The organism is Alkalibacterium thalassium, from assembly GCF_900101165.1.
Taxonomy (GTDB): domain Bacteria; phylum Bacillota; class Bacilli; order Lactobacillales; family Carnobacteriaceae_A; genus Alkalibacterium; species Alkalibacterium indicireducens.
This window is the reverse complement of sequence record NZ_FNFK01000012.1, coordinates 21003-46177: the sequence shown is the minus strand read 5'-3', so window position 1 is coordinate 46177 and position 25175 is coordinate 21003. Positions and strand designations below refer to the sequence as shown.

Here is a 25175-nt window from a genome sequence, read left to right as displayed (position 1 = left end):
TGGTCAAGTGGTTTAGATACGGTCGGAGCACGGGAGTGCGTTGTCCAACGATTACGTTCTTCGATAAGAGAACGGGTCAATTCACGATATTTTTCAAGCATTTCCTGTTGTCTGATATTTTCTTTCAGGCAATAGTAGATAATTTCAAACTGACAGTTTATAATAGGGGTATACAGCACTTGCTCTTCCTTCTTTCTGGGGATAGTTTGGTAGTCGGATACCTACTATTTTACCGATAAATGAGGGAGGGGCAAGTGTTTTTTGTCTTTTCCTTGATAGAACAACGGTTATAGACCTTTAAGAACAAAAAAATTTGACAGTAACGTATAACGAAAAAGGGGGATGTCTATGGGGGAACAAGGAAATAGAGCTGAAGCACATAAAGAACTGACGGATACTTTTTATCTCTTTAACGAGGGTACACTTTTTGACAGCTATCTGACGATGGGCTGTAGTGCCCAGGCTGAAGGCTTCCGCTTCAATGTATGGGCTCCGAATGCTCAAACCGTTTATCTTGTTGGAGATTTCAATGACTGGGCAGAACTGGATGAGATGGAAAAAATAGGAGAAACGGGCGTTTTCTATCTTGATATGCCAAAAGCACAAGAAGGACATCATTACAAGTACAAAATTGTTCAGGCTGACGGCACGACGGTCTACAAAATCGACCCGTATGCCCTGGCTTTTGAAGTTAGACCCAAAGATGCTTCTGTGGTAAAAGGACTTCCAGACAGACAGTGGAAAGACGGATTATGGCTTGCTAATCGTAGACGTCGAGAGATTTACAGTCGACCTCTTAACATATACGAAGTACATCTGAGTTCATGGAAACATCATGAAGATGGATCGTGGTATACGATAAGAGAACTTCAGGATGAACTCATTCCATACGTTAAGGAAATGGGTTATACACATATAGAATTCATGCCATTAATGGAACATCCTCTTGATGCAAGCTGGGGTTATCAGGCTACTGGCTTTTTTGGTCTCTCTTCGAAATTCGGAACGATGGAAGAGTTTCAGGATTTCGTTGAAGCAGCTCATCAGGCAAACCTCGGTGTGCTGATGGACTGGGTACCTGGACACTTTAACCGCAATGCTTATGGCATGGCCTATTATGACGGCACACCTCAATTTGAGTATGCTGATCAGAATCGTGCAGACAATAACAGATGGGGGACGCTTAATTTTGATATCGGAAAAAGTCAGGTCAGAAGCTTTCTCATTTCCAACGCGCTTTTCTGGATCGAACAGTTTCATCTGGATGGGCTGAGAGTGGATGCCGTCAGCAATATGCTTTATCTGGACTATGACTTGGGTGATTGGATACCTAACGATGAAGGGACCAATGTAAACAAAGAAGGTGTCGAATTCCTTCAACTGCTCAACAAAAAAGTCTTTGAACGTCATCCAGATGTGCTGATGATGGCTGAAGAAAGTACAGCCTGGAACAAAGTTACTCATCCGGTTCACGAAGGCGGACTGGGTTTTAACTATAAATGGAATATGGGGTGGATGAATGACACCCTCAAGTTCTTTGAAATGGATCCAATACACAGAAAAGACCACTTTAATCTGATTACATTCTCTTTTATGTACACCTTTAATGAAAACTTCATCCTTCCTTTTTCTCACGACGAAGTGGTACACGGGAAAAAATCTATGATGCATAAAATGCACGGAGACCGCTACAATCAGTTTGCGGGGTTAAGAACGATCGAAACATATCGCATGGTTCATCCGGGTAAAAAGCTGCAGTTCATGGGAGCGGAGTTCGGACAGTTCCTCGAGTGGAGGTTTGATCAGGGATTGGAATGGGACAGCCTGAATGATGATATGAATGCCCGCCATTTAGAGTTCACAAGACAACTGAACGCGTTCTATCAGGAACACCGGGCATTGTGGGAACTTGATCATTCTTCTGAAGGCATCCAGATACTTGATGCCGATAATAAAGCGGAATCTGTGCTTTATTTCATCCGGCAAGGTAAAAATCCAAGAGACTTTCTTATTATCATGTGTAATTTTGTTCCAGTGGAAAGACAGAATGTCCGTATAGGGGTTCCTTATAAAGGACAATATGAAGAAGTATGGAATACAGAATGGGCAGACTTAGGCGGCACATGGACAGAGCCTCAAGGGGTCAAGCGTACACTGGAGGCTGAAGTGCATGGACAACCACACGCACTGGAATTTATCCTCCCTGCATTAAGTATTGTCGTTTTCAAACCTAAGAGAGTATATGGGGTAAATAAAATAACTAAATAAGTACACAATTACATTACCTTAAGGAGGGAAGGAAGGTCTTCTGACACTTCCGAACAATATGAAAACTGAAACAGTTGCAATGATCTTAGCTGGTGGACAGGGATCGCGCCTAGGTAAACTGACCAAGCAGATCGCCAAGCCCGCTGTACCTTTCGGCGGAAACTACCGCATCATCGACTTTGCCTTATCAAACTGTGCAAACTCAGGGATCAATGATGTAGGAGTGGTGACGCAGTACCAGCCGCTTGTCCTGAATGATCATGTAGGAAATGGATCGAGCTGGGGTCTTAACAGACATAACGGAGGAGCCACCATCCTTCAGCCGTATTCAAGCGTCGATGGAGAGAAATTCTTTAAAGGAACAGCACATGCTGTCTTTCAGAATATGGACTTTATCGATCAGAAAAATCCCGATTATGTTGTAATCCTATCAGGAGACCACATCTATAAGATGGACTATGAGAAAATGCTCGATTACCACAAGCAGCAGGCTGCTTCTCTTACAGTAGGGGTCATGCCTGTACCTTGGGAAGATGCCTCACGATTCGGTGTTATGGCTACAGACCGAACAGATCGAATCATCGAGTTCCAGGAGAAACCGGATAATCCAAAATCAAACCTGGCATCTATGGGGATCTACATCTTCAGCTGGCCACGTCTGAAACAGTACCTTGTTGATAATCAGTCTAAAAATAGACAGATGGAAGACTTCGGGCACCACGTGATTCCGGCGTATCTTAGAAACAGTGAAGCCATCTATGCTTACTCGTTTGAAGGATACTGGAAAGATGTTGGGACACTTGAAAGCTTGTGGAGCGCCAATATGGAGTTCCTGGACCCTGAACACGACCTTAATATCCGAAATCGCGACTGGAGAGTCTACTCCAAGAGTCCGAATACGACACCACAGTTTCTGACATCCTCCGCAAAAGTCAAGGATTCCATGATCACTGACGGGTGCTATGTGGCAGGCGAAATCAATCATTCCATTCTGTCGCATAATGTTAAGGTTGGAAAAAACTCAGTTATCACTGATTCTTTTATCATGCCGAATGCAGTGATTGGAGAGAATGTCAGAATCGAAAAAGCGATTGTTGGTGAAGGCGCACATATATTTGATGATGCCGAGCTAATCGGGACTGAAGACGACATTGCCGTTGCTGGATACGGAGAAGAAATAGGAGGGTATTCCGATGAGAAATAGAATCGCACCTATACTGAATTTAGTAGAGTATGAAGATAAGCTGAAACCACTGACTAATAGAAGACCGGTTGCCTCACTGCCTTTCGCATGCCGGTACCGCTTAGTCGATTTTCCGTTTTCCAGCTTATATAATGCCGAAGCAGAATCTGCTGCCTTATTCATTTCCGGTTCAGGCCACTCCTTATATGATCATATCCGTTCCGGATCGACATGGGGACTGGATTCTCTAGCCGGTGGGGGAGTATTTACACATTCTCAAGTAAAACTGAAAGCTGACCGAAGCACGGAATCAAAACACGACCGCTTCTATTATGAAGATCACTATAATTACGTCACTCGTGCCAAAGCAGACTATGTCGTTATGATGGGTTCAGCCTTCCTTTCGAATATTCAGATCGAATCGCTCATGCATTACCATGAAGATAAAGACAGCCAGGTCACAGTTGTCTACAAGAAAGTGAACAGAGACGAACTGAGTAGTGACACGGTCTATTCTGCACTTGATCTAGGCGATGAAGAAGGCTGCGACATTAGTGGTGTTACAGCTATATCCGATGTTAAGGAAGACCGCTTCAACTTAAATATGGAAACAATGATCTTAAGCAAGAAGACTTTCCTTGATTACCTGTACAGAGCAAAACTGGCGGAACTGGATATTAATGTGAACAATTTCATCCAGTTCAGTTTAGATTCAGGTTGTTCTGTGTATGGCTACGAGTATGCTGGTTACCTTAAAGTCGTCGAAGACATCAAGAGTTATTATGATGCCAATATGGATATGCTTCATGAGGACAACTTCAATTCTCTCTTCTATCGTGCTGACCCAGTCAGAACACGGTCTAAGAATTCGGCACCAACTTATTATGGACAAACTGCAATGATAGAAAATGCACAGTTTGCTAATGACTGCGAAGTCTATGGTACAGTTAAGGATTCGCTGATTTTCCGTAAAGTGAAGATAGCTGAAAATGCACATATTGAAGACTCAATAATCATGCAGGATTCCTGTATTGAAGAAGGGGCCTACTTAAAACACGTCATTCTGGATAAGCATGTTTATGTGAAAAAAGGCGTCCGTCTGGAAGGGACAGCCGAGAATCCTATAGTTATCGCCAAAGACGGCGTGATTTATGCAGAAGGAGAGGTCAAGGAGGAGTGAGTAAGACAATGAAACTACTATTTGCTGCTTCAGAGTGTGCCCCTTTCTTTAAAACTGGCGGACTAGGAGACGTCATGGGCTCTCTTCCAAAGGAACTGGCGAAAGAAGGGAACGATGTCCGCGTCGTTCTTCCTTATTTCGTTCAGAAACTGGATGATGAGACTAATGAGGAACTGGAAGATATCTGCTCATTTATCGTCAAGGTAGGGTGGAGAAACCAGCATTGTGGCATCAAGCAGCTGGTCAGAGATAAGGTGACCTATTACTTTATAGATAATCTCTTTTATTTTGACAGGGAAAATCTGTATGACTATGGAGACGATAGTGAACGGTTTGCATTTTTCCAGCAGGCGGCCATTGAAATGCTCGAACAGATAGGCTTCATTCCGGATATCCTTCATGTGAATGACTGGCAGACTGCGATGATGCCTGTGCTGCTTAAAGATAAGTACAGCTGGATCAATACATTAAAAGATATAAAAACTGTCCTGACGATTCATAATATTCTGTTTCAGGGTGTCTATGATCAGTATGTACTGTCCGATCATTTTGATATTGGATATGCTGCTTTTCACGAGAGAGGACTGAAGTACGGTGACAATGCGTGCTGGCTGAAAGGCGGCATCTACTACGCAGATCTGGTTACCACAGTAAGTCCGACATATGCGAATGAAATTCAGACACCCGAGTTCGGTTACGGGCTGGACGGGGACTTGAGAAACATTCAGCACAAGCTTGTCGGGATCGTTAATGGCATCGACTATGATACCTATGATCCCCAGACAGATTCAGTCATACCAGCCACATTTTCAAAAGACAATTTGTCTGGAAAAGTAAAAAGCAAGCTTGCTCTACAGAAAAGAGTGGGTCTTCCGGAAGATAAAGAAGTTGCTTTAGTAGGAATCGTTACTCGTCTGGATGAACAGAAAGGCGTGGAGCTGATCGTCGATGCCATGGAAGAACTGATGAAGCACCGCCATATGCAGATGGTGTTGGTCGGAACGGGCAAGCCGTATTTTGAGGATGCGTTCAGATACTATACTGAAACCTACCCGGACAAGTTCAGCGCTATTATCGATTTCGACAGTGAACTGGCCCAGTGGATCTACGCAGGATCAGATCTGTTCCTGATGCCATCACTGTTTGAACCATGCGGACTATCTCAGCTGAACTCACTTAGATACGGTACCTTGCCGATCGTCCATGAAACCGGAGGACTGGTGGATACGATTCAGCCACATAATGAGTGGACAGATGAAGGAACAGGGTTCAGTTTCCATGATTTTGATGTCCTGACGATGTTGAGCACGATCGACCGTGCCCTGACTGTTTATTATGATAGACCTGACAGTTTTAATACATTGCAGGTCAGAGCAATGGAAACAGATAACAGCTGGAAACAATCGGCTCAAAAGTATCTAGATCAGTACCGCTATCTGATTTATTAATGGTAACTGATTTAGAACTGTATTAGAACGATCATGTTTAAGAGTCGATTTTCTGTCAATTAGAAAAATATTAACAAACGAAAATAGTATGGCTTTAATGAAGTTATACTATTTTCGTTTATTTGTACTTAGATTGTAAAATGAAGACGATGCCTGTATAAACAGATTAGAGATTTCTTTTCAAATTTTAATCTATGGGGTATACTCGGGATAGAGAAGATGGAGGAATGTTTATGGAAATAACAGTTAAACAGTTTGTTAAAGAATTTAAACAGCAGTTTCAAAGCATGTATGCATACAGTTACGAAGAAGGATCAAACGAACAGCTTTACAATGCTTTAGGATTGCTCGTAAAAAATTATATTTCAAGTCACTGGAAAGAGACAAGAGAAAAGTATATTAAAAATAGCGTTAAGCAAGTGTATTATTTTTCTATGGAATTTCTTCCGGGGAGACAATTAAAAAGTAATGCTTACAACCTGGGGCTTTTAGATGTAGTTAAAGAAGGTTTGAGCGAACTGGATTTATCATTTGATCAGTTGGCAGAAGCAGAAGCCGACCCTGCATTAGGTAATGGTGGCTTGGGACGTCTGGCTTCCTGCTTTATGGATTCACTGGCTTCTTTAGGTATGGCAGGTAACGGGAATGGTATTCGTTATCAGTACGGCTTGTTCAGACAAAAGTTTGTCGATGGTTATCAGGTTGAACTGCCTGAAAACTGGTTAAGATACAGAAATGTATGGGAAACGAGAAATGACAAATCTACTTGTATGGTGAGGTTTGGTGGGAATGTCTGGCTTGAAGAAAACCATCAGGGCCATCTGGTTCCGCATTATGAGAATACGTTGAATGTACTGGCAGTGCCTTATGATACGCCTATGGTTGGCTATAGAAACGACACAGTTAATAATCTTCGTCTATGGTCAGCTGAGATCCCGGTAGAGGAAGAAGCGAACTATCATACGATTGAAGAAACAGAGCCAATCAAGGAAATCACTCAAGTCCTATACCCAGATGATTCCAACTATGAAGGCCGTCTGCTTCGTCTAAAACAGGAATACTTCATGGTATCGGCGGGAGTACAGTCCATTATCAGACACTTCCGTAAATATAATGTTCCGCGTAAGAACATTCCGGATAAAGTGGCTATCCATATTAATGATACTCACCCTGCATTAGTTGTGCCTGAATTGATGCGTATCCTTATCGATGAAGAACACTTGTCATGGGAACAGGCTTGGGAAATCACATTCAAGACATGCAGCTATACTAACCATACCATCCTTCGTGAAGCACTGGAAAAATGGCCGATCGATATGATGAAAGAACTGCTGCCTAGAATCTACATGATCATCGAAGAAATCAACAATCGCTTTGTTGAAAATACTATGCCATTATATGGAGAGCGCATCACCTGGCAGACAGCCATTTTGCAGAATGGAGTCGTCAACATGGCTCACCTAGCAGTGATCGGCAGTCACAGTGTGAATGGGGTAGCTAAACTTCATACTGATATTCTCATGAATGATGTGCTGAAAGATTTCTTTGAGTTATATCCTGAACGTTTCAACAATAAAACTAACGGGATTACTCAGCGAAGATGGGTTCACTTAGCCAATCCTGATCTGACTCAACTTATAGACGAAAAAATTGGGGAAAACTGGAAGCTTACTCCATCAGAACTGAAAGTATTTAAAGGCTTCGAGAAAGATAAGGATACATTGAATAAGCTGACGGATGTAAAGCTCAAGAATAAAAAACGTCTGGCTGCTCACATCAAGGAAGTCAAAGGAATTACAGTCGATCCGAATGCTTTGTTCGATGTCCAGATCAAGCGTCTGCATGCTTATAAGCGACAGCATTTGAATCTGCTTCATATCCTGCACCGCTATCTTGAAATCAAAGAGAACCCATCTGTTGACTACGTTCCTAGAGTCTTCATATTCGGCGCAAAGGCTGCACCAAGCTACCATTATGCGAAGCAGATCATTAAAGTGATCAACTCTCTGGCTGATCTGGTGAACAACGATCCTGATGTCGGCGACAAGCTGAAAATTGTCTTCTTTGAAAATTACGGTGTGTCTCTAGCGGAGAAGATTATTCCGGCTGCAGACATCAGTGAACAGATTTCACTGGCAAGTATGGAAGCGTCAGGAACAAGCAATATGAAACTGATGGCTAACGGGGCTTTAACATTGGCTACATTGGATGGAGCCAATATTGAAATTAGAGACTTTGTCGGAGAGGACAATCTGTTTGTCTTTGGTTTATCCAGTAAAGAAGTATACAAATTGAAAGAAAATCAGTCTTATCAGGCAAGAGAACTTTATGAGTCTGATCAGAAACTCAAGAATGTTCTAGATGCACTGACTAATGGAACGATTCCGAATCTACAGGATGAAGGCTACGCATTATTTGATTCACTCGTAAACTTTAATGATGAGTACTTTGTATTAAAAGATTTTGCATCTTACGTAGAAGCTCAAAATAAAGTCGATGATCTTTATAAAGATCAGTCTGAGTGGGCACGCAAATCTCTGCTGAATATTGCTTCTTCAGCTCCATTTTCAGCTGACTATACAATTCAGCGCTATGCAGATGATATCTGGAAAGTGAGATCTTGCGTTGAGGAAGATGAAGGGGTCCACCTAGTGGATGAACCCTTGTATTAAAAGGATTCCTCATTCAGTGATGTGAAGAATTCTAGGTTTGTTTCATCATGTGCTGATTAGTCAAAATAAAAGCCGTCAAATCGAGTCAGGAAATTTCCACTCGATTTGACGGCTTTTTCTATACTCAAATTAGAAATTTAGTGTATGGGTATGGACATTTCAGCTTTTGGATTGGATGAGTAGGCTGTATGATGAGTCTTAGAACACACTCACTTACAATCTCGACTTCGAGTAAGGCGTATCTAGCTGACCGACTCAATGCCACCAGTCTCCTCACTCAGAACACCTCATAATAACGATCACTCAGACCGGCCACTTTTCAATCTCATATGCCATATTCCAGAACATCCATTCCAGCTGACAGCTTTTGACAAAAGCTTCCTTCATGCGGGCTTTCTCAGCGTCTGAAGCTGACTCTGCATATGCGTCAAGTCGTGTTCGAAATGTACTGATAATCGTATCCACTTCGTTTTTTGCATAGAAGGAGACCCATTTAGAAAAAGGATGAGTATCATCTATAGAAAATGTTTCTTTCAAGTGATGGGCAATTTCCAGATAGGTCCATGGACAAGGGAGCAGCACAGCGAGGATTTCGCCGAAACTTCCTCGTTGAGCGACATCAAGCATATGACGGGTATAATGATGTGCAGATGGGGCCAGCGGTTCATACTGTAAATCTTCATATCTGACACCAGCTACCTGACAGAAATTAGTGTGAGGATGTACCTCAGCATCCAGAATAAAAGTGATCTGATTGTTAAAAACTGCCATATCTTCTCTAAGTACACTTTTTGAAATAGCTATACCGTATACTTGATTAAATGTATTTAAATATTCGAAATCCTGTTTGACATAATGTATAAGCTGCTCAGCTTCAAGCTTTCCAGATCCTATTCCTTGTACGAATGGATGTTTGAATATAGCTTGAAAAATTGAATCAGCGTCTTGCCTCAATTCTTGGGTAAATGACATGGGTTAACCTCCAATAGTATGGTAATTACAATTTGCGGACTTTATGGTCTCTGCTTAAAAGAACTATATCTGACGGGCAGACGAACCAAAAGAACAAGACGAACAAGAAGAACACCGACTGAGAAAAGCGGACTGATACAGGAAGTGAAGGGCGCGAAAAGAATGGGAATGGATCTACGCATTTAACCTTAGTTGTATAGTTAAGTTATCTGACTGCAAAAAAGCCGCACTGCTAATTTGCAGGGCGGCTTAACTTAAAAGTCATAATGAACGCTGGAGAGGCATCTAAAACACTCCATACATAATGATCTAAGCTCCACTTCCCTACGCTGGAGTTAACCAGATCAGGTTCCAAGGGTCAAAGCATTGCTTTTCTCAGCCGTCAGCGGCTCCCCTAGTGAAAGAGATATTCAATTATCTTTCAAAGTCATTATGGCATATGTGTCCTCGTATCGCAAGAAAAAAGGAACAGAACTAAATGATTTACCCAATCAGCCAGAAGTATCCGATGACGACGAAACCTACAGCTATCCTGTACCAGCCGAATGAGCTGAAGTCATTTCGACGGATATAGTTCATTAGGAATTTGATTGCAAAGATTGATACCAGGAAAGATACAATACAGCCGACGATCAGAATGAGCAATTCTTCTAATGTAAAAGTAAAGCCGAATCCCAGCAGTTTGATCAGACTTGCACCCATCATCACGGGTATGGACAGGAAGAAAGAATATTCAGCAGCAATCGGACGGGCTGTTCCAATAAGGATGGCCCCGACAATAGTTGCACCTGAACGGGATGTACCTGGTATCAGAGCAAGCACCTGAAAGAATCCAATCATGAGGGCGACTTTATAATTTAAATCTTCCCAAGTTGCTATCGTTGGAACCTTTCCTTCATTACGTTTCTCTATTACGATAAATGCGACCCCATAGATGATGAGGGCTACTGCTACTGTAATCCAGTTATAGAAAAGGTCATGGATGGCATCTTCAAACAGTATGCCGAATACTCCTGCAGGAATGATACCGATAAGTACTTTGTACCAGATATGCCAGGTTTCTTTTTTCTGCAGATCATTTTTACCTGAGTCAAAGGGGTTAAGTTTTTTAAAATAAAGCAGAACTACCGCCATAATGGAAGCCAGCTGAATGACTACAAGGAACATTTCCTTGAATTCGTCAGTAGTATTAAGTATGAGAAACTCGTCTACCAGGATCATGTGTCCGGTGCTGCTGACAGGAAGCCATTCTGTAATTCCTTGTACTACGCCCAGTATGATGGACTTTACTAATTCTAATAACACAGTCATATCTCCTTTTAGTTAAATTCAACTCTTCCATTTTAACAAAAACAGGTGTTAAAAAACCATAAGAATATGAAGAATTCTTTACAAAATCTTTTTAGTTTTTGTTTACACTAGGATGTGTTACTATTATTTATAGAATAAGTATCGGAAATTATGTATACTGTCAGCACAAAATATTAAGAAAGTAGGGAGAAATATGGGAGTATTTGACTTTTTAAAAGGAAAAGGAAATGAACCTAAAGAAACGAAAGTCGTATTGAGCAACCCTGTTAATGGAAAAGTTATTCCAATCGAAGAAGTGGATGATCCAGTCTTTTCACAGAAAATGATGGGAGACGGGTTTGGTGTTGTACCAAGCGATGGCGACATCTATTCACCAGGTTCAGGTAAGGTTGTTAGTGTCTTTCCGACTCAGCACGCAGTTGGACTTGAGTTGGATAACGGTATAGAAGTTCTGATTCACATTGGTATCGACACTGTAGAACTTGAAGGCGGACCATTTGACACTTTAGTCAAAGAAGGCGACACGGTTACACCGGAAACTAAAATTTCTACAGTAGACCTTGAAGGCCTGAAAGCTGCCGGTAAAGAAAATACAGTCATCATCGTTTTCACCAACATGGATCAAGTAGGAGATTATGACCTGTCAACTACTGGAGAAACCCAAAAAGGCGCAGAAATCGGTTCTGTTTCTTCTAAATAACACACTAAAAAGCCTCGGGAAGGATATTCTCGAGGCTTTTTTTTGATCTCTAGTGTGTATAAATACCAGCGTTCATCACATTTGTGCCAGGCAGTTCAGCTGATCGGAAAATTTACAATCAGAATCAGCGAGATAAATCTGACTAATGCTCAATCAGTTCTGTGGCCGAACAATGGTAAATACTTTTCCTATTTCAGAATAGGCATTTCCAGACAATCGAGCCACTGGTTCAAGGTGTTCGGGGAGGATATATTCCTTCTCAGAATCATATACGGCTGGATCGATGTGCACATCGGTCACTTTAAGAAGGAAGTGGTCGGTTACAACCTCTCCAGATTCGTCTACGATGGGAATATGCTGATACAGAGTGGTTTCAAAGCGGATCAGGGCTTCTCTGATTCCAGGGACTTTAACGGACGAACTGTCGACTAATGAGAGATCTGTCCGGTCCAGCTCGCTCTCATCAGAGGCAAGAGGAGCAGATGTCTCATTCATATCTGTAGTTAGTGATTTACTCACGATATGAACGACAGCTTCTTTCTGATCGATGATGTTCAAAGCTGTGTCTTTAGCTTTTCCGTTTGAGCGCAGGATAGAGACAGTAAGAAGTGGGATCTGATTGGACGCTACACTAAAGAAACTGAAGGGGGCAGCATTAACAACGTCATCTTCTTCATTAAGTGATGTAATCCAGGCAATTGGTCTGGGAATTACGCTGCCAGTTAGAAATTTATACTGCTGTTTGGCGGATAAGTCGGGTGTTTTAAAATGATGCATGTAAGAGATACTCCTTTTCATAGTCATAATGTAATGGTACTGAGTTAAGTATATTCTGAATTCAAGATTCTTTCCAGTTTTTACGGTCCTTCAGTTTTGAGATCTATAAATGGAAAGAAGTGATAGAGCCGATTTTTGTATATCAAATTCTGAAGAATAAAATCAATACAATAAAAAAGAGAGGGAACCCCTCTCTTTCAAATGAATTGTTTTGTATCAGGATCAATCGACTTATACGAACTGAACGCAGATGACTTCAGGGGCGTAGACATCTTTTTGAAGCAAGGTCAGGCTTCCATCAGAAGTGTCTCGTTCAAATAAAGTCAGGTTATCAGTATCCTGGTGCCCGACGACGACATAAGATTCCGTTGGGTCCAGATTAAAGTCACGTGGAATCTCTCCTTCAGTCGGTACATAGTCATTCAGCGTCAACGTACCGTCCACATTGATAGAAAATATGGCAATGGAGTCGTGTCCACGGTTTGATGCATAAACGAATCGGCCGTCTGAAGAAACTCTTATCGCTGCTCCACCGTTGAAAGCTGTATGGTCTTCAGGAATAGAAGAAACTGTCTGAAGGTGACTGAAAGAGCCGTTTTCAGAATCGTAAGACAGAGTCAGAACCTCACTGCTAAGTTCTCCAAAAACGTAGGCAACAGCTTGGTCAGGATGAAAGGCTATATGACGCGGCCCAGTGCCGGGAGCTGTTTCAAAAACTGCCACTTCTGTCAGCTTATTATTTTCTGTAAGAGAATAAGTGTAAACTTCGTCTGTTCCGAGATCACAGGCCACCAGATACTTCTTGTCTGGAGTCAGATCGAAGTAGTGAGCATGAGGGCCATCCTGATTTTCATGGGCGGATTGACCTGAATGCACTGATTTATCCAGTAGTTCCAGTTTGCCTTCATCAAAAACTTTGATGACAGCAACTTCTCCTTTATGATAATTGGCAGTATAGAGGAGCCCTTTATCTTCATCATAAGATACGTAGCAGGGAGGAGCGCCTTCTTCGAGCCATTCATCTACAAGCTCATATTCACCAGATTGGGACTGTTTGAATGAAGCAATGCCCCCTGTTCCGTTATCCTTTTTGGTAACAGAAAACAGCAGGCTGTAATCCTCAGATCCGTCAAGATAAGTTGGGCTGCCTAACGAAGCTTCATCCTTGAGGTTCTCAAGCTGTTTTGTTTCAGAGTTGAGTTCTATGCTGTAAATCCCTTTACTTTCTCTTTTGGTATACGTTCCCAGAATTAATTTATCAGTCATTCAGGGACCTCCTTCTTAAATTAGGTTCTTAAATAAGTATAACAAACTATTTACTGACCGTGAAAGAAAAGAGCATGTTGTCTTCGAATAGAATTTTTTCAGTAATTTAGATACCTAAAAATATATAGAATATGCTAAACTGATAGTGTAGACAGAAAGGAGCGTGGGTATGGACAAGGATATGAATGAGAAAAAATCGAACCAGTGGAGTAAGACCTGGTTCTGGAAAAGAGTCATCAACAATAAAATAGTTTCAGGCTTAGTCATAACTTTTCTTCTGTTTGTCAATATTTATATGCTCACCCGTATCTCCTTCATCTTCAGACCTGTAGGCATCATTTTAGGAATCGTAGGTCCACCGCTTATTTTTGCGGTCATTTTCTACTACCTGTTAAATCCAATCGTCGACTGGCTGGAGAAAAAAAGATTTTCAAGAAACACTGCCATAGCCTTCATGTTCAGCATGCTCATCCTGCTGATCGTAGGGGGCATTAACTTCATCGTACCGATCATCAGAGAACAGCTTAATTCTCTGATAACCAACTGGCCCGTTTACTGGAATAACTTGATGCTTCAGCTTGACAGTCTTTTGAATACTCAGGCCTTCACTGATTTTAGGGATCAGCTGAGCGAAACAACGGTACTTGAAACAGTGACTAATCAGACGACGAACTTACTGAATGCAACAATGGGGAGCATAGGTTCATTCATTGGTACAGTTACTCAAGTCTTCATAACTTTGTTTACTATGCCGTTTGTTCTCTATTATCTTCTGAAAGACGGGAAAAAAATACCGCCTTTCGTATCTAAATACATTCCAATTCAGGCTAGAGAAAAAACCAATCAGCTGTTCTCGGAAATCAACAAGCAGGTCAGCTTCTATGTTAGAGGCCAGCTGATCGTAGCTATTTCAGTTGGTTTCATATTCTGGATCGGTTTCACCATCGTGGGACTAGATTTTGCGCTGACACTAGGTGTTTTTGCAGGGTTTCTGAATCTGATTCCTTATCTCGGGTCATTTGTAGCGAGCATTCCTGCACTGATCATCGCTATCGTCGATTCACCTTCTATGTTGTTCAAAGTTCTGATTGTTTTGGGGGTAGAGCAGATTCTGGAAAATCGGATCATCTCGCCTCAGATCATCGGGAACACATTGAATATTCATCCGGTCAACATCATCTTTCTGCTTCTGATTGGTGGAAGGCTATTCGGTCTGATGGGAATCGTATTCGGTATACTGGGATATGCAATCATCAAAATTATCGTGTCCATGGCATTTGATTGGTACCGCGCCACTACAGGATGGTATGACGTAGAAGAAGCACCTGTCAATACACAGGAAGCGCTTGTCAAAGTAAAAAATAGAGAGGATACCTGACAGTTCACTTCTTGAAAAAGTCGTGAACTTTCTTTTTCAGGTTGATTTATGACACCATGTCACATATAATACCATATTATGACAGTATGTCATTTTTACTTCACAATGGAAGGACTGAATAGTGTGCCATCCCAGACATTTTTTAATTTGTCGGAAGAAAAAAGACAACGGCTAATTGCCGGTGCGATGAAGGAATTCTCTGAAAAATCATTGAACGATGCCTCTATTTCAAATATTGTCAAGAACTCAAACATCTCACGAGGAAGTTTTTATCAATATTTTGAAGATAAGAAAGACCTTTACTTTTTTCTGATAAGCAAGTTCAGATATAATTACAGGCAGCTGATGTTTAAAAGCTTTGAGGAAAAAGACGGAGACTTCTTTGAAGGATATAAAGTGTTTGGTGAAAAATACATCAAATATATTATGGAATCAGAAAAGTTCGGATTTTTTGAGAATATGTACATGCACATGAATTATCAGATCAATCAGGAAGCCCGAGTTGATTTTGACAAGACAGGCTATCAGAAACTTCCTGACGGGAAACGGATACTTGATGTCGTTGACCAATCTCAGTTGAAGATGGAAACTGAAAAAGAAGTGATCGATATTTTGAGATATATTCTGAGTATGCTGAACGACACCATTATGGAAGGGTTCTGGAAGGAATTGTCCGTTTCTAGCACACAGGAGCTGTTTATTAAACGGCTGAGCTGGATTACGTATGGTGTGAAAATAAACAATAAAGAAGAGGATTAATTATGTTAAAACTAGCAAGATGGATGAATCCCTGGCGCGTAGCTTTAAGTCTGTTTTTTATGGGACTTCAAGTAGTTGGGATGCTGGCGATGCCGACGATTACTGCAAACATCATCGACTTTGGTGTTGCTGAAGGAGACATTGGCTACATTACCCGAACAGGTCTGCTGATGCTTGGCTTTACTTTTCTAACCATCGTTTCCGCATTACTGAATGTCTATTTCGGGGCGAAAGAATCTCAGGGACTTGGGGATACGATACGTCGTAAAGTCTATAAAATCGTGACGTATTTTACAAATGAAGAGCTGGACCGCTTTGGGACATCCACTCTGATCACCCGAACGACTAATGATGTCATGCAGATTCAATTTGTCATGATGATGGTCATTCGAATCATGACGCTGGCTCCATTTTTAATGGTCGGTGCCGGTATCATGGCCTATTCTAGAGAACCAGATCTGGCTTTTGTATTCCTTATCTCCATGCCGATACTGATTGGTCTGCTGTTTCTTATCTTGAGACTGACCAGTCCGATCTTTAAATCTCTGCAGCTGAAGACAGACAACTTGAACCGTGTCTTCAGAGAAGGACTCACAGGAATTCGTGTCATCCGGGCTTTTAATAAGGATGATTATGAAAAGGAGCGGTTCGATGAAGTCAACTGGGACTTTGCGGCGACATCAATCAAAGCACAGACCATCCTGGCATTCATGATGCCGTCGATGGTGTTTGCTGTCAGCATTACCAACATCATGATCATCTGGTTCGGCGCACAGTTCATCAGTGAAGGAAATATGCAGGTAGGTAACCTTGTGGCTTTCATGACTTACGCCATGCAGATTCTTCTTGGAATCATGATGGTATCATTCGTCCTGTTCTTCCTGCCAAGGGGGCAGATTGCAGCTGCGCGTGTGCTGGAAGTACTGGATACACCTAATATCATTAAAGACCCGGATGACCCGAAAGACTTATCAATAGATAGAGAAGTCTCTCTTCGCTTCAATCACATCAATTATCGTTACCCTGGAGCAGAAAAACTGGCGCTGGATGATATCGACTTTCCCCTTAAAAAAGGGGAAAGACTGGCGATCATTGGAGGAACAGGGTCAGGGAAAACGACTCTGGCCAATCTGATTCCTCGTCTCTACGATGTAGAAGATGGAGCGATCGAAATCAACGGAATCGATATCAGAGAGGTCGAGCAGGGAGCCTTGAGGCGCCTGATCGGTTTTGCTCCTCAGAAAGCTCTCCTTTTCTCTGGAACGATCAGAAGCAATCTTAAGTACGGCAAGCCTGATGCTACAGATGAAGAAATCTGGCATGCTCTGGATATTGCCCAAGGAAAAGACTTTGTTGAGAACTTGCCTAAGGGACTTGATTCGAGAGTCGAGCAGGGCGGCGGAAACTTCTCCGGAGGACAAAGGCAGCGTCTAAGTATTGCCAGAGCACTTGTTACTAAAGCAGACATCCTGGTATTCGATGATTCATTCTCGGCGCTCGACTTCAAGACAGACGCTAAGCTGAGAGAAGCATTGAAGCCGGAAACAAGAGAATCGGCAGTCGTGATTATTGCTCAGCGCATCAGTACAGTAGTGGATGCTGACCAGATCATTGTGCTTGATAGAGGGAAAGTAGTCGGAAAAGGCACACATGACGAACTGAAGCGCTCAAACAAGATTTACAAGGAAATCATGGATTCTCAGATGAAAGGAGAGGACATCTAATGAAAAACCAGACTAAAAGCGCAGCCCATATGAAGGCTAAAAAAGCTAAGGATTTCTGGGGAACGACATTCAGGCTGGTCAAGTACATGTCCACTCGTTTCTGGGGTCTGATTCTGACATTCGTTCTCGTCATGGCTGCTACAATCATGGGAACCATTGCCCCATATATCCTAGGACTGGCAACAACCGAAATATACAGAGGCCTGCAGGAAGGAACGTCCCTTCAGGAAGCTGGCCAGTCGATTCAGCAGTTCCCGATCGACTTTACACTGATTAGAAATATTCTGATTACAGTAGGAATTGTCTACATTACTCAGTCAATCTTTCAGTACTTCCAGTCATTCATAACGGCCCGTATAGCACAGAAAACTGTATATGACTTGCGTAAAGAGTTGAAAGAAAAAATGTCCACTCTACCGATCAAATACTATGATACACATTCCAATGGAGATATCATGTCCCGTGCGATCAATGACATGGACCAGATTGCGAATACTCTTCAGCAGTCTTTGTCTCAGTTCATCATCAGTGTGGTCCAGTTTGTAACAGTGCTGACCGTGATGACTGTCATAGATATTCGTCTTACACTGGTAACCATCGTCACTGTACCAATCAGTTTCCTTCTGATTGCCTGGGTAGCACCTAAGTCGCAAAGACAGTTCGCAAGTCAGCAGAGAGAACTCGGCGTTTTGAATGACCAAGTGGAAGAGACATTTTCTGGACATACGATCGTTAAGACATACAACCGGGAAGAAGATGAAATCGAAAAATTTGTCGTTCAGAGTTCCAAGCTTAATGAAGCATCATGGAAAGCCCAGTTTCTTTCAGGGATCATGATGCCTCTGGTCAGCTTCTCAAGGGACTTAGGCTACTTCGGTGTAGCGATAGTCGGTGGGATCGGTGTAGCTAACGGCACAGTCTCACTCGGTAACGTACAGGCATTTATTCAGTACGTCAATCAGTTCTCACAGCCCGTCAGAGAGATCGCCAACTTGGCCAACACGATTCAAGTGACCATTGCCTCCTGTGAAAGGGTCTTTGAGATCCTGGATGAAGAGGAAATGGAAGAAACAGTATCTGGACTTGAACCTAAAGCAGATTCTCCTTATAAAATTGAGTTTGAACACGTACAGTTCGGTTACGGCGACAGCAGTGAAGATGAGTTGCTAATGACTGATTTCAACCTGACAGTCAATGAGGGAGAAATGGTTGCTGTTGTCGGCCCAACTGGGGCAGGGAAATCGACCCTGATCAATCTGCTTGAACGGTTCTACGATGTCAAAGGAGGTAGCATCCGTTATGAAGGTGTGGATATAAGAGACATCGACCGGGCAGAACTTAGAAGTCGATTTTCAATGGTGCTTCAGGATACCTGGCTCTTCAATGGAACAATCTGGGATAACATTGCATACGGTAGTCAGGATGAAGAGAATTTGACTGACGAGCAGATCCTTGAGGCGTCCAAAGCGGCTCATGTGGATGATTTCGTCAGAAGACTTCCTGATGGATACAACACCGTTCTGAATGAAGAAGGAACGAATATCTCTCAAGGGCAACGTCAGCTGATTACGATCGCAAGGGCTTTTCTAGCTGATCCGGACATCCTGATTCTTGATGAGGCAACATCATCCGTCGATACGCGTACAGAAATACTCATACAGAAAGCGATGGAAAATCTTCTGCAGGACCGGACTAGTTTCGTTGTCGCCCATAGACTTTCCACAATCAGAGATGCTGATAAGATCATTGTCATGAATCATGGTGATGTGATTGAAACTGGAAATCATGATGAGCTGATGGAACAGAACGGCTTTTATGCTGATCTTTACAACTCTCAGTTCCAGTCTCCAGATGAGCAGCTGAAAGCTGTATAATGAAAAATGAATAATTTATCTGACCGTAACTTGAACCTGACATTATGTAAGGGTTCAAGTTACGGTTGTTTTTTTAGGTTCTACGTCTAATAGTTTAGGTCATAGAACCTAAAAAGGACAAGCCACGACTGCATGTCGGTGGTCCGTCCTTTTTGCGTGCTTAAAAATAAGCCGATCTAGGCCTCTTTACCAGGTTGTGATGCAAGGATGTGAAGCTGTCCATTTAGTTCCCAATTTTTTACAGGTTCAGGAAGGATGAAATGGTCGCCTCTTTTGAGTGAATAGGATACATCATCAACAGTCAGATCACCTTCTCCATCGAGCACACTGTAAAGCGAGTAGGGAGCATCAGCTGTAAAAGTCTGGTGCCCATCGATTTTCCAGTTTTCAACTTTGAAGAAAGGATTTTTGACAAGTGTAGTCTGACTGAATCCATCTGTATTTGCTGATTCGAAAGTCAAGTCAGGATCCTGATGAGGGACAGTGGTTACAGCAAGCGAATCGATGATGTGAAGATCGCGTGTTTCGCCGTTGTCCTGCACTCTGTCATAATCGTAGACTCTATAGGTAGTGTCGCTTGACTGCTGAGTTTCGAGAATCATGATACCCGAACCGATCGCGTGGATCGTTCCACTCGGGACATAGAAGAAATCTCCGGCTTTTACTGGAATGCGTCTCAGCAGATCGTCCCACTGTCCATGATTAATCATGTCTACCAGTTCGTCTTTTGTCTGTGCATGGTGGCCGTAGACAATTTCGCTGCCTTCTTCTGCGTCTAGAATGTACCAGCATTCAGTCTTTCCTAGTTCCCCTTCTTTTTCAAGACCATACGTGTCGTCAGGGTGAACCTGGACTGATAAGTCGTCCTGCGCATCGATGATTTTAGTCAGGAGCGGAAAAACTGAATTCCCCTGATGACCAAATAGTTCTTTATGCTCTGTCCACAGATTATCCAGTGTCATCCCTTTATATGTTCCATTCATTACCGTACTTGGCCCGTTTTTATGGGCACTGATTGCCCACAGTTCCCCCGTCTTGTCACTGGGAATAGTGTAGCCAAACAGATCCTTCAATTTTTGCCCGCCCCATATCTTTTCTTTAAACACACCTTGTAAAAAAATCGGTTCCTGCATTGTTAATCTCCTCTCGTTCCATTTCATTCAGTTTAGCATAGAAAAGAGCCCGTGTAATAGAAACCTTTTATTTACTTTTACCTTAAGACCACGCTTGTACTTTTTAGTGTATTCACTTATAATTTATAAGGATTGATACCTTTTCGTTCGATATAATTATGACTAATTCAGTATAATAGAGAAAGTAGGTTTTTTTATGGCGCAGCTGTTTTTTCGATACGGGGCTATGAATAGTGGCAAATCGATCGAGATCTTAAAAGTTGCTCACAACTATGAGGAGCAGAATAAACCGGTAGTATTATTTACCAGTAGTTTGGACGACCGTGATGAAGTGGGGGCAATATCGAGTCGGATCGGCATCAAGCGCAAAGCAATCCCTGTCAATGACGATACTGATATCTTTGAAACGGTGAAGAGTATGGACAAATCCATCGCCTGTGTACTGATTGATGAGGCTCAGTTTCTTAAAAGAGAGCACGTGAATCAGCTGGCTCATATCGTTGATGAACTGTCGATTCCGGTCATGGCATTTGGCCTAAAAAATGATTTCCGGAATCAGCTTTTTGAAGGGTCACAACAGCTGCTGATACTTGCGGACAAAATCGAAGAAATGAAAACAATCTGCTGGTTCTGTCATAAAAAAGCTATAATGAATATGCGCATGCATGGCGGAAAACCCGTTTATACAGGTGAACAGATTGTCATAGGGGGAAATGAATCCTATTATCCGGTCTGCCGGAAACATTACCATAACCCACCGATGATGAAGGAAGAAGACTTAAAATAACCGAATCAAATGAATGATGAAAGGAGCGGACACATATGAGTATGTTCGATCGCTTGGAAGAAGTAGCAATACGCTACGATGAACTGAACGAATTATTAAGTGATCCTCAGGTGATCAGTGATACTGATCGCTTCATGAAATTGAGTAAAGAGGAATCTGACTTGAGAGAAACAGTTGCGTCTTTCAGAAAATATCAGGAAGTCACATCTGAACTGGAAGATACTGAAGAGATGCTGAAAGAATCTCTGGACAGTGAAATGGAAGAACTGGCAAAAGAAGAACGTAAATCTCTGATCCAAGAAAAAGAAAGGCTTGAAGAGCAGCTGAAAATCATGCTGCTGCCAAAAGACGAAAACGACGAACGGAATGTCATCATGGAGATTCGAGGAGCGGCTGGAGGAGACGAAGCTCAGCTTTTTGCAAGTGACTTGTTCGATATGTACCAGAAGTATGCGGACAATGAAGGCTGGAAGACAGAAGTGCTTGATGCCAATTCAAACGGGATCGGCGGGTATAAAGAAATTACCCTGATGATCACAGGGACAAACGTTTACTCGAAGCTAAAATTTGAAAATGGAGCTCACCGTGTACAGCGTGTGCCTCAGACAGAATCCCAGGGACGTATCCATACGTCTACAGCTACAGTCGTTGTCATGCCGGAAGCTGAGGATGTGGAAGTGGATATTGATGAGAACGATATCCGAGTCGACATCTACCATGCAAGTGGAGCCGGAGGACAGCATGTCAACAAAACGGCATCTGCAGTACGTCTAACCCACGAACCAACCGGAATCGTTGTAGCGATGCAGGATGAACGGTCACAACTTAAAAACAGGGAAAAGGCGATGAAAGTTCTGCGTTCAAGGATCTATGACAAAATTACAACAGAAGCACAGGCTGAAGTGGATGCAGAAAGAAAATCTGCAGTCGGAACTGGAGACCGTTCTGAGCGTATCCGTACGTACAATTATCCGCAGAGTCGAGTGACCGATCACCGGATCAATCTGACGATTCAGAAGCTGGATCAGATTTTGTCTGGTAAGTTAGGTGAAATCATTGATGCCCTTCTGATATGGGAACAGTCTCAGAAAATGGAGCAGCTGAAAAATGAGTATTAATGACACTGACCCTAAAAAAACAGTTGGAGAAGTCCTGAAATGGGCTTCTTCTTTTTTAAAAATGAACAGGAGAGAGCCGTATATCGCAGAATGGGTCATGAAAGGGCTGTTCAGCTGGACGATCACTGATCTTTTATCCAGACGACAGACTCATTTAACTGAGGAACAATGGACGGCATATAAGCAGGCGATCGAAGAATGTGCTGATGGACGTCCTCCTCAGCAAGTAGTTGGACATGAATGGTTTTATGGCCGACCGTTCACAGTGACTCCTGACACATTGATTCCCAGACCTGAAACGGAAGAATGGTTTCACCGCTATCTGAAGATGCTTCCAGAAAAAGCTCTAAAGGTTCTGGACATCGGGACCGGGTCTGGTGTGCTGGCAGTCAGTCATAAACTCGAGAGGCCTCAGGATAAAGTGACAGCTGTAGACATCAGTCCAGAAGCATTGGCGGTTGCCCGGAAAAATGCCTGGAACATGGGAGCCGACGTTAATTTTATGGAAAGTGATGTGACTGAAAAAGTGACTGGTTCATTTGATCTGGTCCTGTCGAACCCGCCATATATCAGCCAGAATGAGAGAAGTGAAATGGATGAGTCTGTCCTGAATTTTGAACCTCAGCTGGCCTTGTTTGCTGATGATGAGGGCCTTTACTTCTATAAAAAGATGGCGGAAGCACTGCCTCGACTCATGAACAAAGACGGGCATATTATTCTGGAATACGGCTACAGGCAAGGAGAACAGGTAAAAGCCATATTCGAGCAGGCTTTTCCAGAAGCAGACGTTGTGATCTGGAAAGATATGAGCGGGCACGATCGAGCTTTACACGTCAGTCATATTGATCAAGAAAGGTAGTGACTACCATGAAAACAAATCGCTGGCAGCCGGAAGATATCAAGGAAGCTGCTGAAGCACTCAAAGCAGGAGAAGTTGTGGCCTTTCCGACAGAAACGGTATATGGTCTGGGAGCAGATGCCACGAATGAAACAGCAGTAAGGAAAATTTTCGAAGCTAAAGGGAGACCGAGCGATAACCCTCTGATTATCCATGTATCGAACGTGACTCAGATGAAACAGTTCGTTTCCAGCCTTCCTGAAGAGGCTGAACAGGTGATTGCTCACTTCTGGCCTGGCCCTTGTACGATCGTGCTTAATAAAAAAAGGGCGCTGGCTCCATCCGTTACAGGCGGTCTGAGTACAGTAGGGATTCGGATGCCTGACCATTCGGTAGCTTTGAACTTGATAGAAGCGACAGGTGTCCCTCTCGCAGCACCGAGCGCCAACTCGTCAGGCAGACCGAGTCCGACAACAGCTCGCCATGTTCATGATGACCTGGACGGAAAAATCAGCGGCATCATAGATGGGGGGGCAACCGGTGTAGGACTTGAATCGACAGTCCTGGACTTGACGGATCCCCAAAAACCCACTATTCTCCGGCCGGGAGGCATTTCATATGAAGAACTGACGGATGTGCTAGGGACAGTCTATATCGACACACATTTAAAAGACAAGACTCATGCTCCGAAATCTCCGGGGATGAAGTACCGGCATTATTCACCCGACATACCAGTGTATATACTACCGGAAGATAAAGTGTCAGCAGAAGACGTTTTAAGCAAGCTTCATACGCAGGGAGAAACAATCGGTCTGCTTGCAAGCGACGAGCTGAATGAACATTTTGGCCACAAGGTAGACGTGGTGTTTTCACTAGGAGAGCGAGAAGTCCCACAGCAGGCAGCCAGCCGACTATATGACGGGCTGCGGGAACTCGACCGTTCTCCGGCCACAGTCATTTTAGCAGAATCGTATAAACCTGTTGGTATAGGTCTGGCCTATATGAATCGTCTTGAAAAAGCAGCCGAATGGATCGACAGGTCCTTATAAATTATTATTCTTCTGGAATATTCACCGAGCTTTCTGTACAATAGAATAGGAATTTAATACGGAGAGAGCAAAGGGGTAATAGTATGGGAAAACTTCAAGTAATCGATCATCCACTAATTCAGCATAAATTGACCATAATTAGAGATAAACGTACAGGAACTAAATACTTTAGAGAAGTCGTCAACGAAATTGCACGTCTGCTGGCATATGAAGTATCAAGAGAAATGCCGTTGGAAGATGTTGAAATCGAGACACCTCTGGTTATCTCAACTCAAAAAAGACTGGCTGGTAAAAAAGTAGTTATCGTACCTATTCTAAGAGCTGGTCTGGGAATGGTAGATGGTATGCTGGATCTGATTCCTGCCGCAAAAGTAGGTCATGTGGGCATGTATCGTGACCACGAGACTATGGAACCTGTTGAATACTTTATAAAAATGCCATCTGATTTACCTGAAAGAGAACTGCTGGTGGTCGATCCAATGCTTGCTACTGGAGGATCTGCGGTAGCTGCAATCGATGCTTTGAAAAAACGTGGCGCAACGAATATAAAATTTGTCTGCCTCGTTGCTGCACCTGAAGGGGTCAAAGTGCTTCAGGATGCTCATCCCGACGTGGATATCTACACAGCTTCATTAGATGAGAAGCTGAATGAAAAAGGCTATATTCTCCCAGGACTGGGCGATGCAGGCGACCGATTATTCGGTACATTATAAGCATCAACAGCAAGGAGTAAAAAGA

The 25175-nt window shown here is 42.8% G+C and carries 20 protein-coding genes and 1 riboswitch; of the genes, 15 read left to right on the top strand and 5 right to left on the bottom strand.

The window, feature by feature from the left end; translation table 11 throughout:
* Positions 1-342: 342 nt before the first annotated feature.
* The 5 genes from glgB (at position 343) to BLR76_RS04565 (ending at position 8751) form a co-directional block, all read left to right on the top strand.
* Positions 343-2268, top strand: a complete 1926-nt coding sequence (glgB, locus tag BLR76_RS04585; RefSeq protein ID WP_425425697.1) for a 1,4-alpha-glucan branching protein GlgB — start codon at positions 343-345, stop codon at positions 2266-2268.
* A gap of 58 nt (positions 2269-2326) precedes the next feature.
* The gene (locus BLR76_RS04580; protein WP_091266051.1) at positions 2327-3472 is read left to right on the top strand and encodes a glucose-1-phosphate adenylyltransferase; all 1146 of its coding nucleotides are present in this window, start codon (positions 2327-2329) and stop codon (positions 3470-3472) included.
* The gene (gene glgD, locus BLR76_RS04575; RefSeq protein WP_091266048.1) at positions 3462-4631 is read left to right on the top strand and encodes a glucose-1-phosphate adenylyltransferase subunit GlgD; all 1170 of its coding nucleotides are present in this window, start codon (positions 3462-3464) and stop codon (positions 4629-4631) included. Before BLR76_RS04580 ends, glgD begins: the two co-directional genes overlap by 11 nt.
* A gap of 8 nt (positions 4632-4639) precedes the next feature.
* Positions 4640-6079 (top strand): glycogen synthase GlgA, encoded by a 1440-nt coding sequence (glgA, locus tag BLR76_RS04570; protein ID WP_091266046.1) that lies wholly within the window; start codon positions 4640-4642, stop codon positions 6077-6079.
* A 233-nt stretch (positions 6080-6312) separates the two neighbouring features.
* The gene (locus tag BLR76_RS04565) at positions 6313-8751 is read left to right on the top strand and encodes a glycogen/starch/alpha-glucan phosphorylase (RefSeq protein WP_091266043.1); all 2439 of its coding nucleotides are present in this window, start codon (positions 6313-6315) and stop codon (positions 8749-8751) included.
* Between the two features lie 303 nt (positions 8752-9054).
* Here the strand turns inward: BLR76_RS04565 and tenA are convergent, their stop codons facing one another.
* The gene (gene tenA / locus BLR76_RS04560; protein WP_091266040.1) at positions 9055-9723 is read right to left on the bottom strand and encodes a thiaminase II; all 669 of its coding nucleotides are present in this window, start codon (positions 9721-9723) and stop codon (positions 9055-9057) included.
* Between the two features lie 304 nt (positions 9724-10027).
* Positions 10028-10129: riboswitch (TPP riboswitch) on the bottom strand.
* 77 nt (positions 10130-10206) lie between these two features.
* Entirely contained in the window at positions 10207-11034 is an 828-nt protein-coding gene (locus BLR76_RS04555; RefSeq protein WP_091266038.1) for an undecaprenyl-diphosphate phosphatase, read from the bottom strand.
* Between the two features lie 193 nt (positions 11035-11227).
* Between BLR76_RS04555 and BLR76_RS04550 the strand changes: the two genes are divergently transcribed.
* Positions 11228-11734 (top strand): PTS sugar transporter subunit IIA, encoded by a 507-nt coding sequence (locus BLR76_RS04550; RefSeq protein WP_091266035.1) that lies wholly within the window; start codon positions 11228-11230, stop codon positions 11732-11734.
* A 153-nt stretch (positions 11735-11887) separates the two neighbouring features.
* On the opposite strand, the gene BLR76_RS04545 is transcribed toward BLR76_RS04550, so the two are convergent.
* A complete protein-coding gene (locus tag BLR76_RS04545) occupies positions 11888-12511 on the bottom strand; it encodes a flavin reductase family protein (RefSeq protein WP_091266031.1) in 624 nt (207 codons plus the stop codon).
* Between the two features lie 231 nt (positions 12512-12742).
* Positions 12743-13777, bottom strand: coding sequence for a lactonase family protein (locus BLR76_RS04540; protein WP_091266028.1), 1035 nt, complete (start codon positions 13775-13777; stop codon positions 12743-12745).
* A 169-nt stretch (positions 13778-13946) separates the two neighbouring features.
* Here BLR76_RS04540 and BLR76_RS04535 point away from each other — a divergent pair, with 169 nt between their 5' ends.
* From BLR76_RS04535 to BLR76_RS04520, 4 genes are all read left to right on the top strand, one after another.
* Positions 13947-15155: an AI-2E family transporter gene (locus BLR76_RS04535; RefSeq protein WP_091266024.1), complete on the top strand. Its 1209-nt coding sequence runs from the start codon at positions 13947-13949 to the stop codon at positions 15153-15155.
* Positions 15156-15233: 78 nt separating this feature from the next.
* Entirely contained in the window at positions 15234-15914 is a 681-nt protein-coding gene (locus tag BLR76_RS04530) for a TetR/AcrR family transcriptional regulator (protein WP_245683029.1), read from the top strand.
* 2 nt (positions 15915-15916) lie between these two features.
* A complete protein-coding gene (locus BLR76_RS04525) occupies positions 15917-17638 on the top strand; it encodes an ABC transporter ATP-binding protein (RefSeq protein WP_091266018.1) in 1722 nt (573 codons plus the stop codon).
* A complete protein-coding gene (locus BLR76_RS04520) occupies positions 17638-19512 on the top strand; it encodes an ABC transporter ATP-binding protein (RefSeq protein ID WP_091266015.1) in 1875 nt (624 codons plus the stop codon). Before BLR76_RS04525 ends, BLR76_RS04520 begins: the two co-directional genes overlap by 1 nt.
* A 176-nt stretch (positions 19513-19688) precedes the next feature.
* Here the strand turns inward: BLR76_RS04520 and manA are convergent, their stop codons facing one another.
* Positions 19689-20645: a mannose-6-phosphate isomerase, class I gene (gene manA / locus BLR76_RS04515; RefSeq protein ID WP_091266012.1), complete on the bottom strand. Its 957-nt coding sequence runs from the start codon at positions 20643-20645 to the stop codon at positions 19689-19691.
* A 196-nt stretch (positions 20646-20841) separates the two neighbouring features.
* Between manA and BLR76_RS04510 the strand changes: the two genes are divergently transcribed.
* The 5 genes from BLR76_RS04510 (at position 20842) to upp (ending at position 25150) form a co-directional block, all read left to right on the top strand.
* Positions 20842-21432 carry a thymidine kinase gene (locus tag BLR76_RS04510; protein ID WP_091266009.1) on the top strand — a complete coding sequence of 197 codons (591 nt, stop codon included), beginning with the start codon at positions 20842-20844 and terminating at the stop codon, positions 21430-21432.
* Between the two features lie 41 nt (positions 21433-21473).
* On the top strand, positions 21474-22550 hold the full coding sequence (gene prfA / locus BLR76_RS04505) for a peptide chain release factor 1 (RefSeq protein ID WP_091266055.1): 1077 nt from the start codon (positions 21474-21476) through the stop codon (positions 22548-22550).
* Positions 22540-23409: a peptide chain release factor N(5)-glutamine methyltransferase gene (gene prmC / locus BLR76_RS04500; protein ID WP_091266006.1), complete on the top strand. Its 870-nt coding sequence runs from the start codon at positions 22540-22542 to the stop codon at positions 23407-23409. Before prfA ends, prmC begins: the two co-directional genes overlap by 11 nt.
* Positions 23410-23417: 8 nt before the next feature.
* Positions 23418-24437 carry an L-threonylcarbamoyladenylate synthase gene (locus BLR76_RS04495; RefSeq protein ID WP_091266002.1) on the top strand — a complete coding sequence of 340 codons (1020 nt, stop codon included), beginning with the start codon at positions 23418-23420 and terminating at the stop codon, positions 24435-24437.
* Between the two features lie 83 nt (positions 24438-24520).
* A complete protein-coding gene (gene upp, locus BLR76_RS04490) occupies positions 24521-25150 on the top strand; it encodes a uracil phosphoribosyltransferase (protein ID WP_091265999.1) in 630 nt (209 codons plus the stop codon).
* Positions 25151-25175 lie beyond the last annotated feature (25 nt).

Coding starts and splice junctions, on each gene's coding strand:
- BLR76_RS04495 (WP_091266002.1), top strand. CDS start 23,418: ATGAAAACAAATCGCTGGCAGCCGGAAGATATCAAGGAAGCTGCTGAA.
- tenA (WP_091266040.1), bottom strand. CDS start 9,723: ATGTCATTTACCCAAGAATTGAGGCAAGACGCTGATTCAATTTTTCAA.
- BLR76_RS04565 (WP_091266043.1), top strand. CDS start 6,313: ATGGAAATAACAGTTAAACAGTTTGTTAAAGAATTTAAACAGCAGTTT.
- BLR76_RS04545 (WP_091266031.1), bottom strand. CDS start 12,511: ATGCATCATTTTAAAACACCCGACTTATCCGCCAAACAGCAGTATAAA.
- BLR76_RS04530 (WP_245683029.1), top strand. CDS start 15,234: ATGACAGTATGTCATTTTTACTTCACAATGGAAGGACTGAATAGTGTG.
- prmC (WP_091266006.1), top strand. CDS start 22,540: ATGAGTATTAATGACACTGACCCTAAAAAAACAGTTGGAGAAGTCCTG.
- glgD (WP_091266048.1), top strand. CDS start 3,462: ATGAGAAATAGAATCGCACCTATACTGAATTTAGTAGAGTATGAAGAT.
- BLR76_RS04540 (WP_091266028.1), bottom strand. CDS start 13,777: ATGACTGATAAATTAATTCTGGGAACGTATACCAAAAGAGAAAGTAAA.
- glgB (WP_425425697.1), top strand. CDS start 343: ATGTCTATGGGGGAACAAGGAAATAGAGCTGAAGCACATAAAGAACTG.
- BLR76_RS04580 (WP_091266051.1), top strand. CDS start 2,327: ATGAAAACTGAAACAGTTGCAATGATCTTAGCTGGTGGACAGGGATCG.
- BLR76_RS04520 (WP_091266015.1), top strand. CDS start 17,638: ATGAAAAACCAGACTAAAAGCGCAGCCCATATGAAGGCTAAAAAAGCT.
- upp (WP_091265999.1), top strand. CDS start 24,521: ATGGGAAAACTTCAAGTAATCGATCATCCACTAATTCAGCATAAATTG.
- glgA (WP_091266046.1), top strand. CDS start 4,640: ATGAAACTACTATTTGCTGCTTCAGAGTGTGCCCCTTTCTTTAAAACT.
- BLR76_RS04525 (WP_091266018.1), top strand. CDS start 15,917: ATGTTAAAACTAGCAAGATGGATGAATCCCTGGCGCGTAGCTTTAAGT.
- BLR76_RS04550 (WP_091266035.1), top strand. CDS start 11,228: ATGGGAGTATTTGACTTTTTAAAAGGAAAAGGAAATGAACCTAAAGAA.
- BLR76_RS04535 (WP_091266024.1), top strand. CDS start 13,947: ATGGACAAGGATATGAATGAGAAAAAATCGAACCAGTGGAGTAAGACC.
- BLR76_RS04510 (WP_091266009.1), top strand. CDS start 20,842: ATGGCGCAGCTGTTTTTTCGATACGGGGCTATGAATAGTGGCAAATCG.
- manA (WP_091266012.1), bottom strand. CDS start 20,645: ATGCAGGAACCGATTTTTTTACAAGGTGTGTTTAAAGAAAAGATATGG.
- prfA (WP_091266055.1), top strand. CDS start 21,474: ATGTTCGATCGCTTGGAAGAAGTAGCAATACGCTACGATGAACTGAAC.
- BLR76_RS04555 (WP_091266038.1), bottom strand. CDS start 11,034: ATGACTGTGTTATTAGAATTAGTAAAGTCCATCATACTGGGCGTAGTA.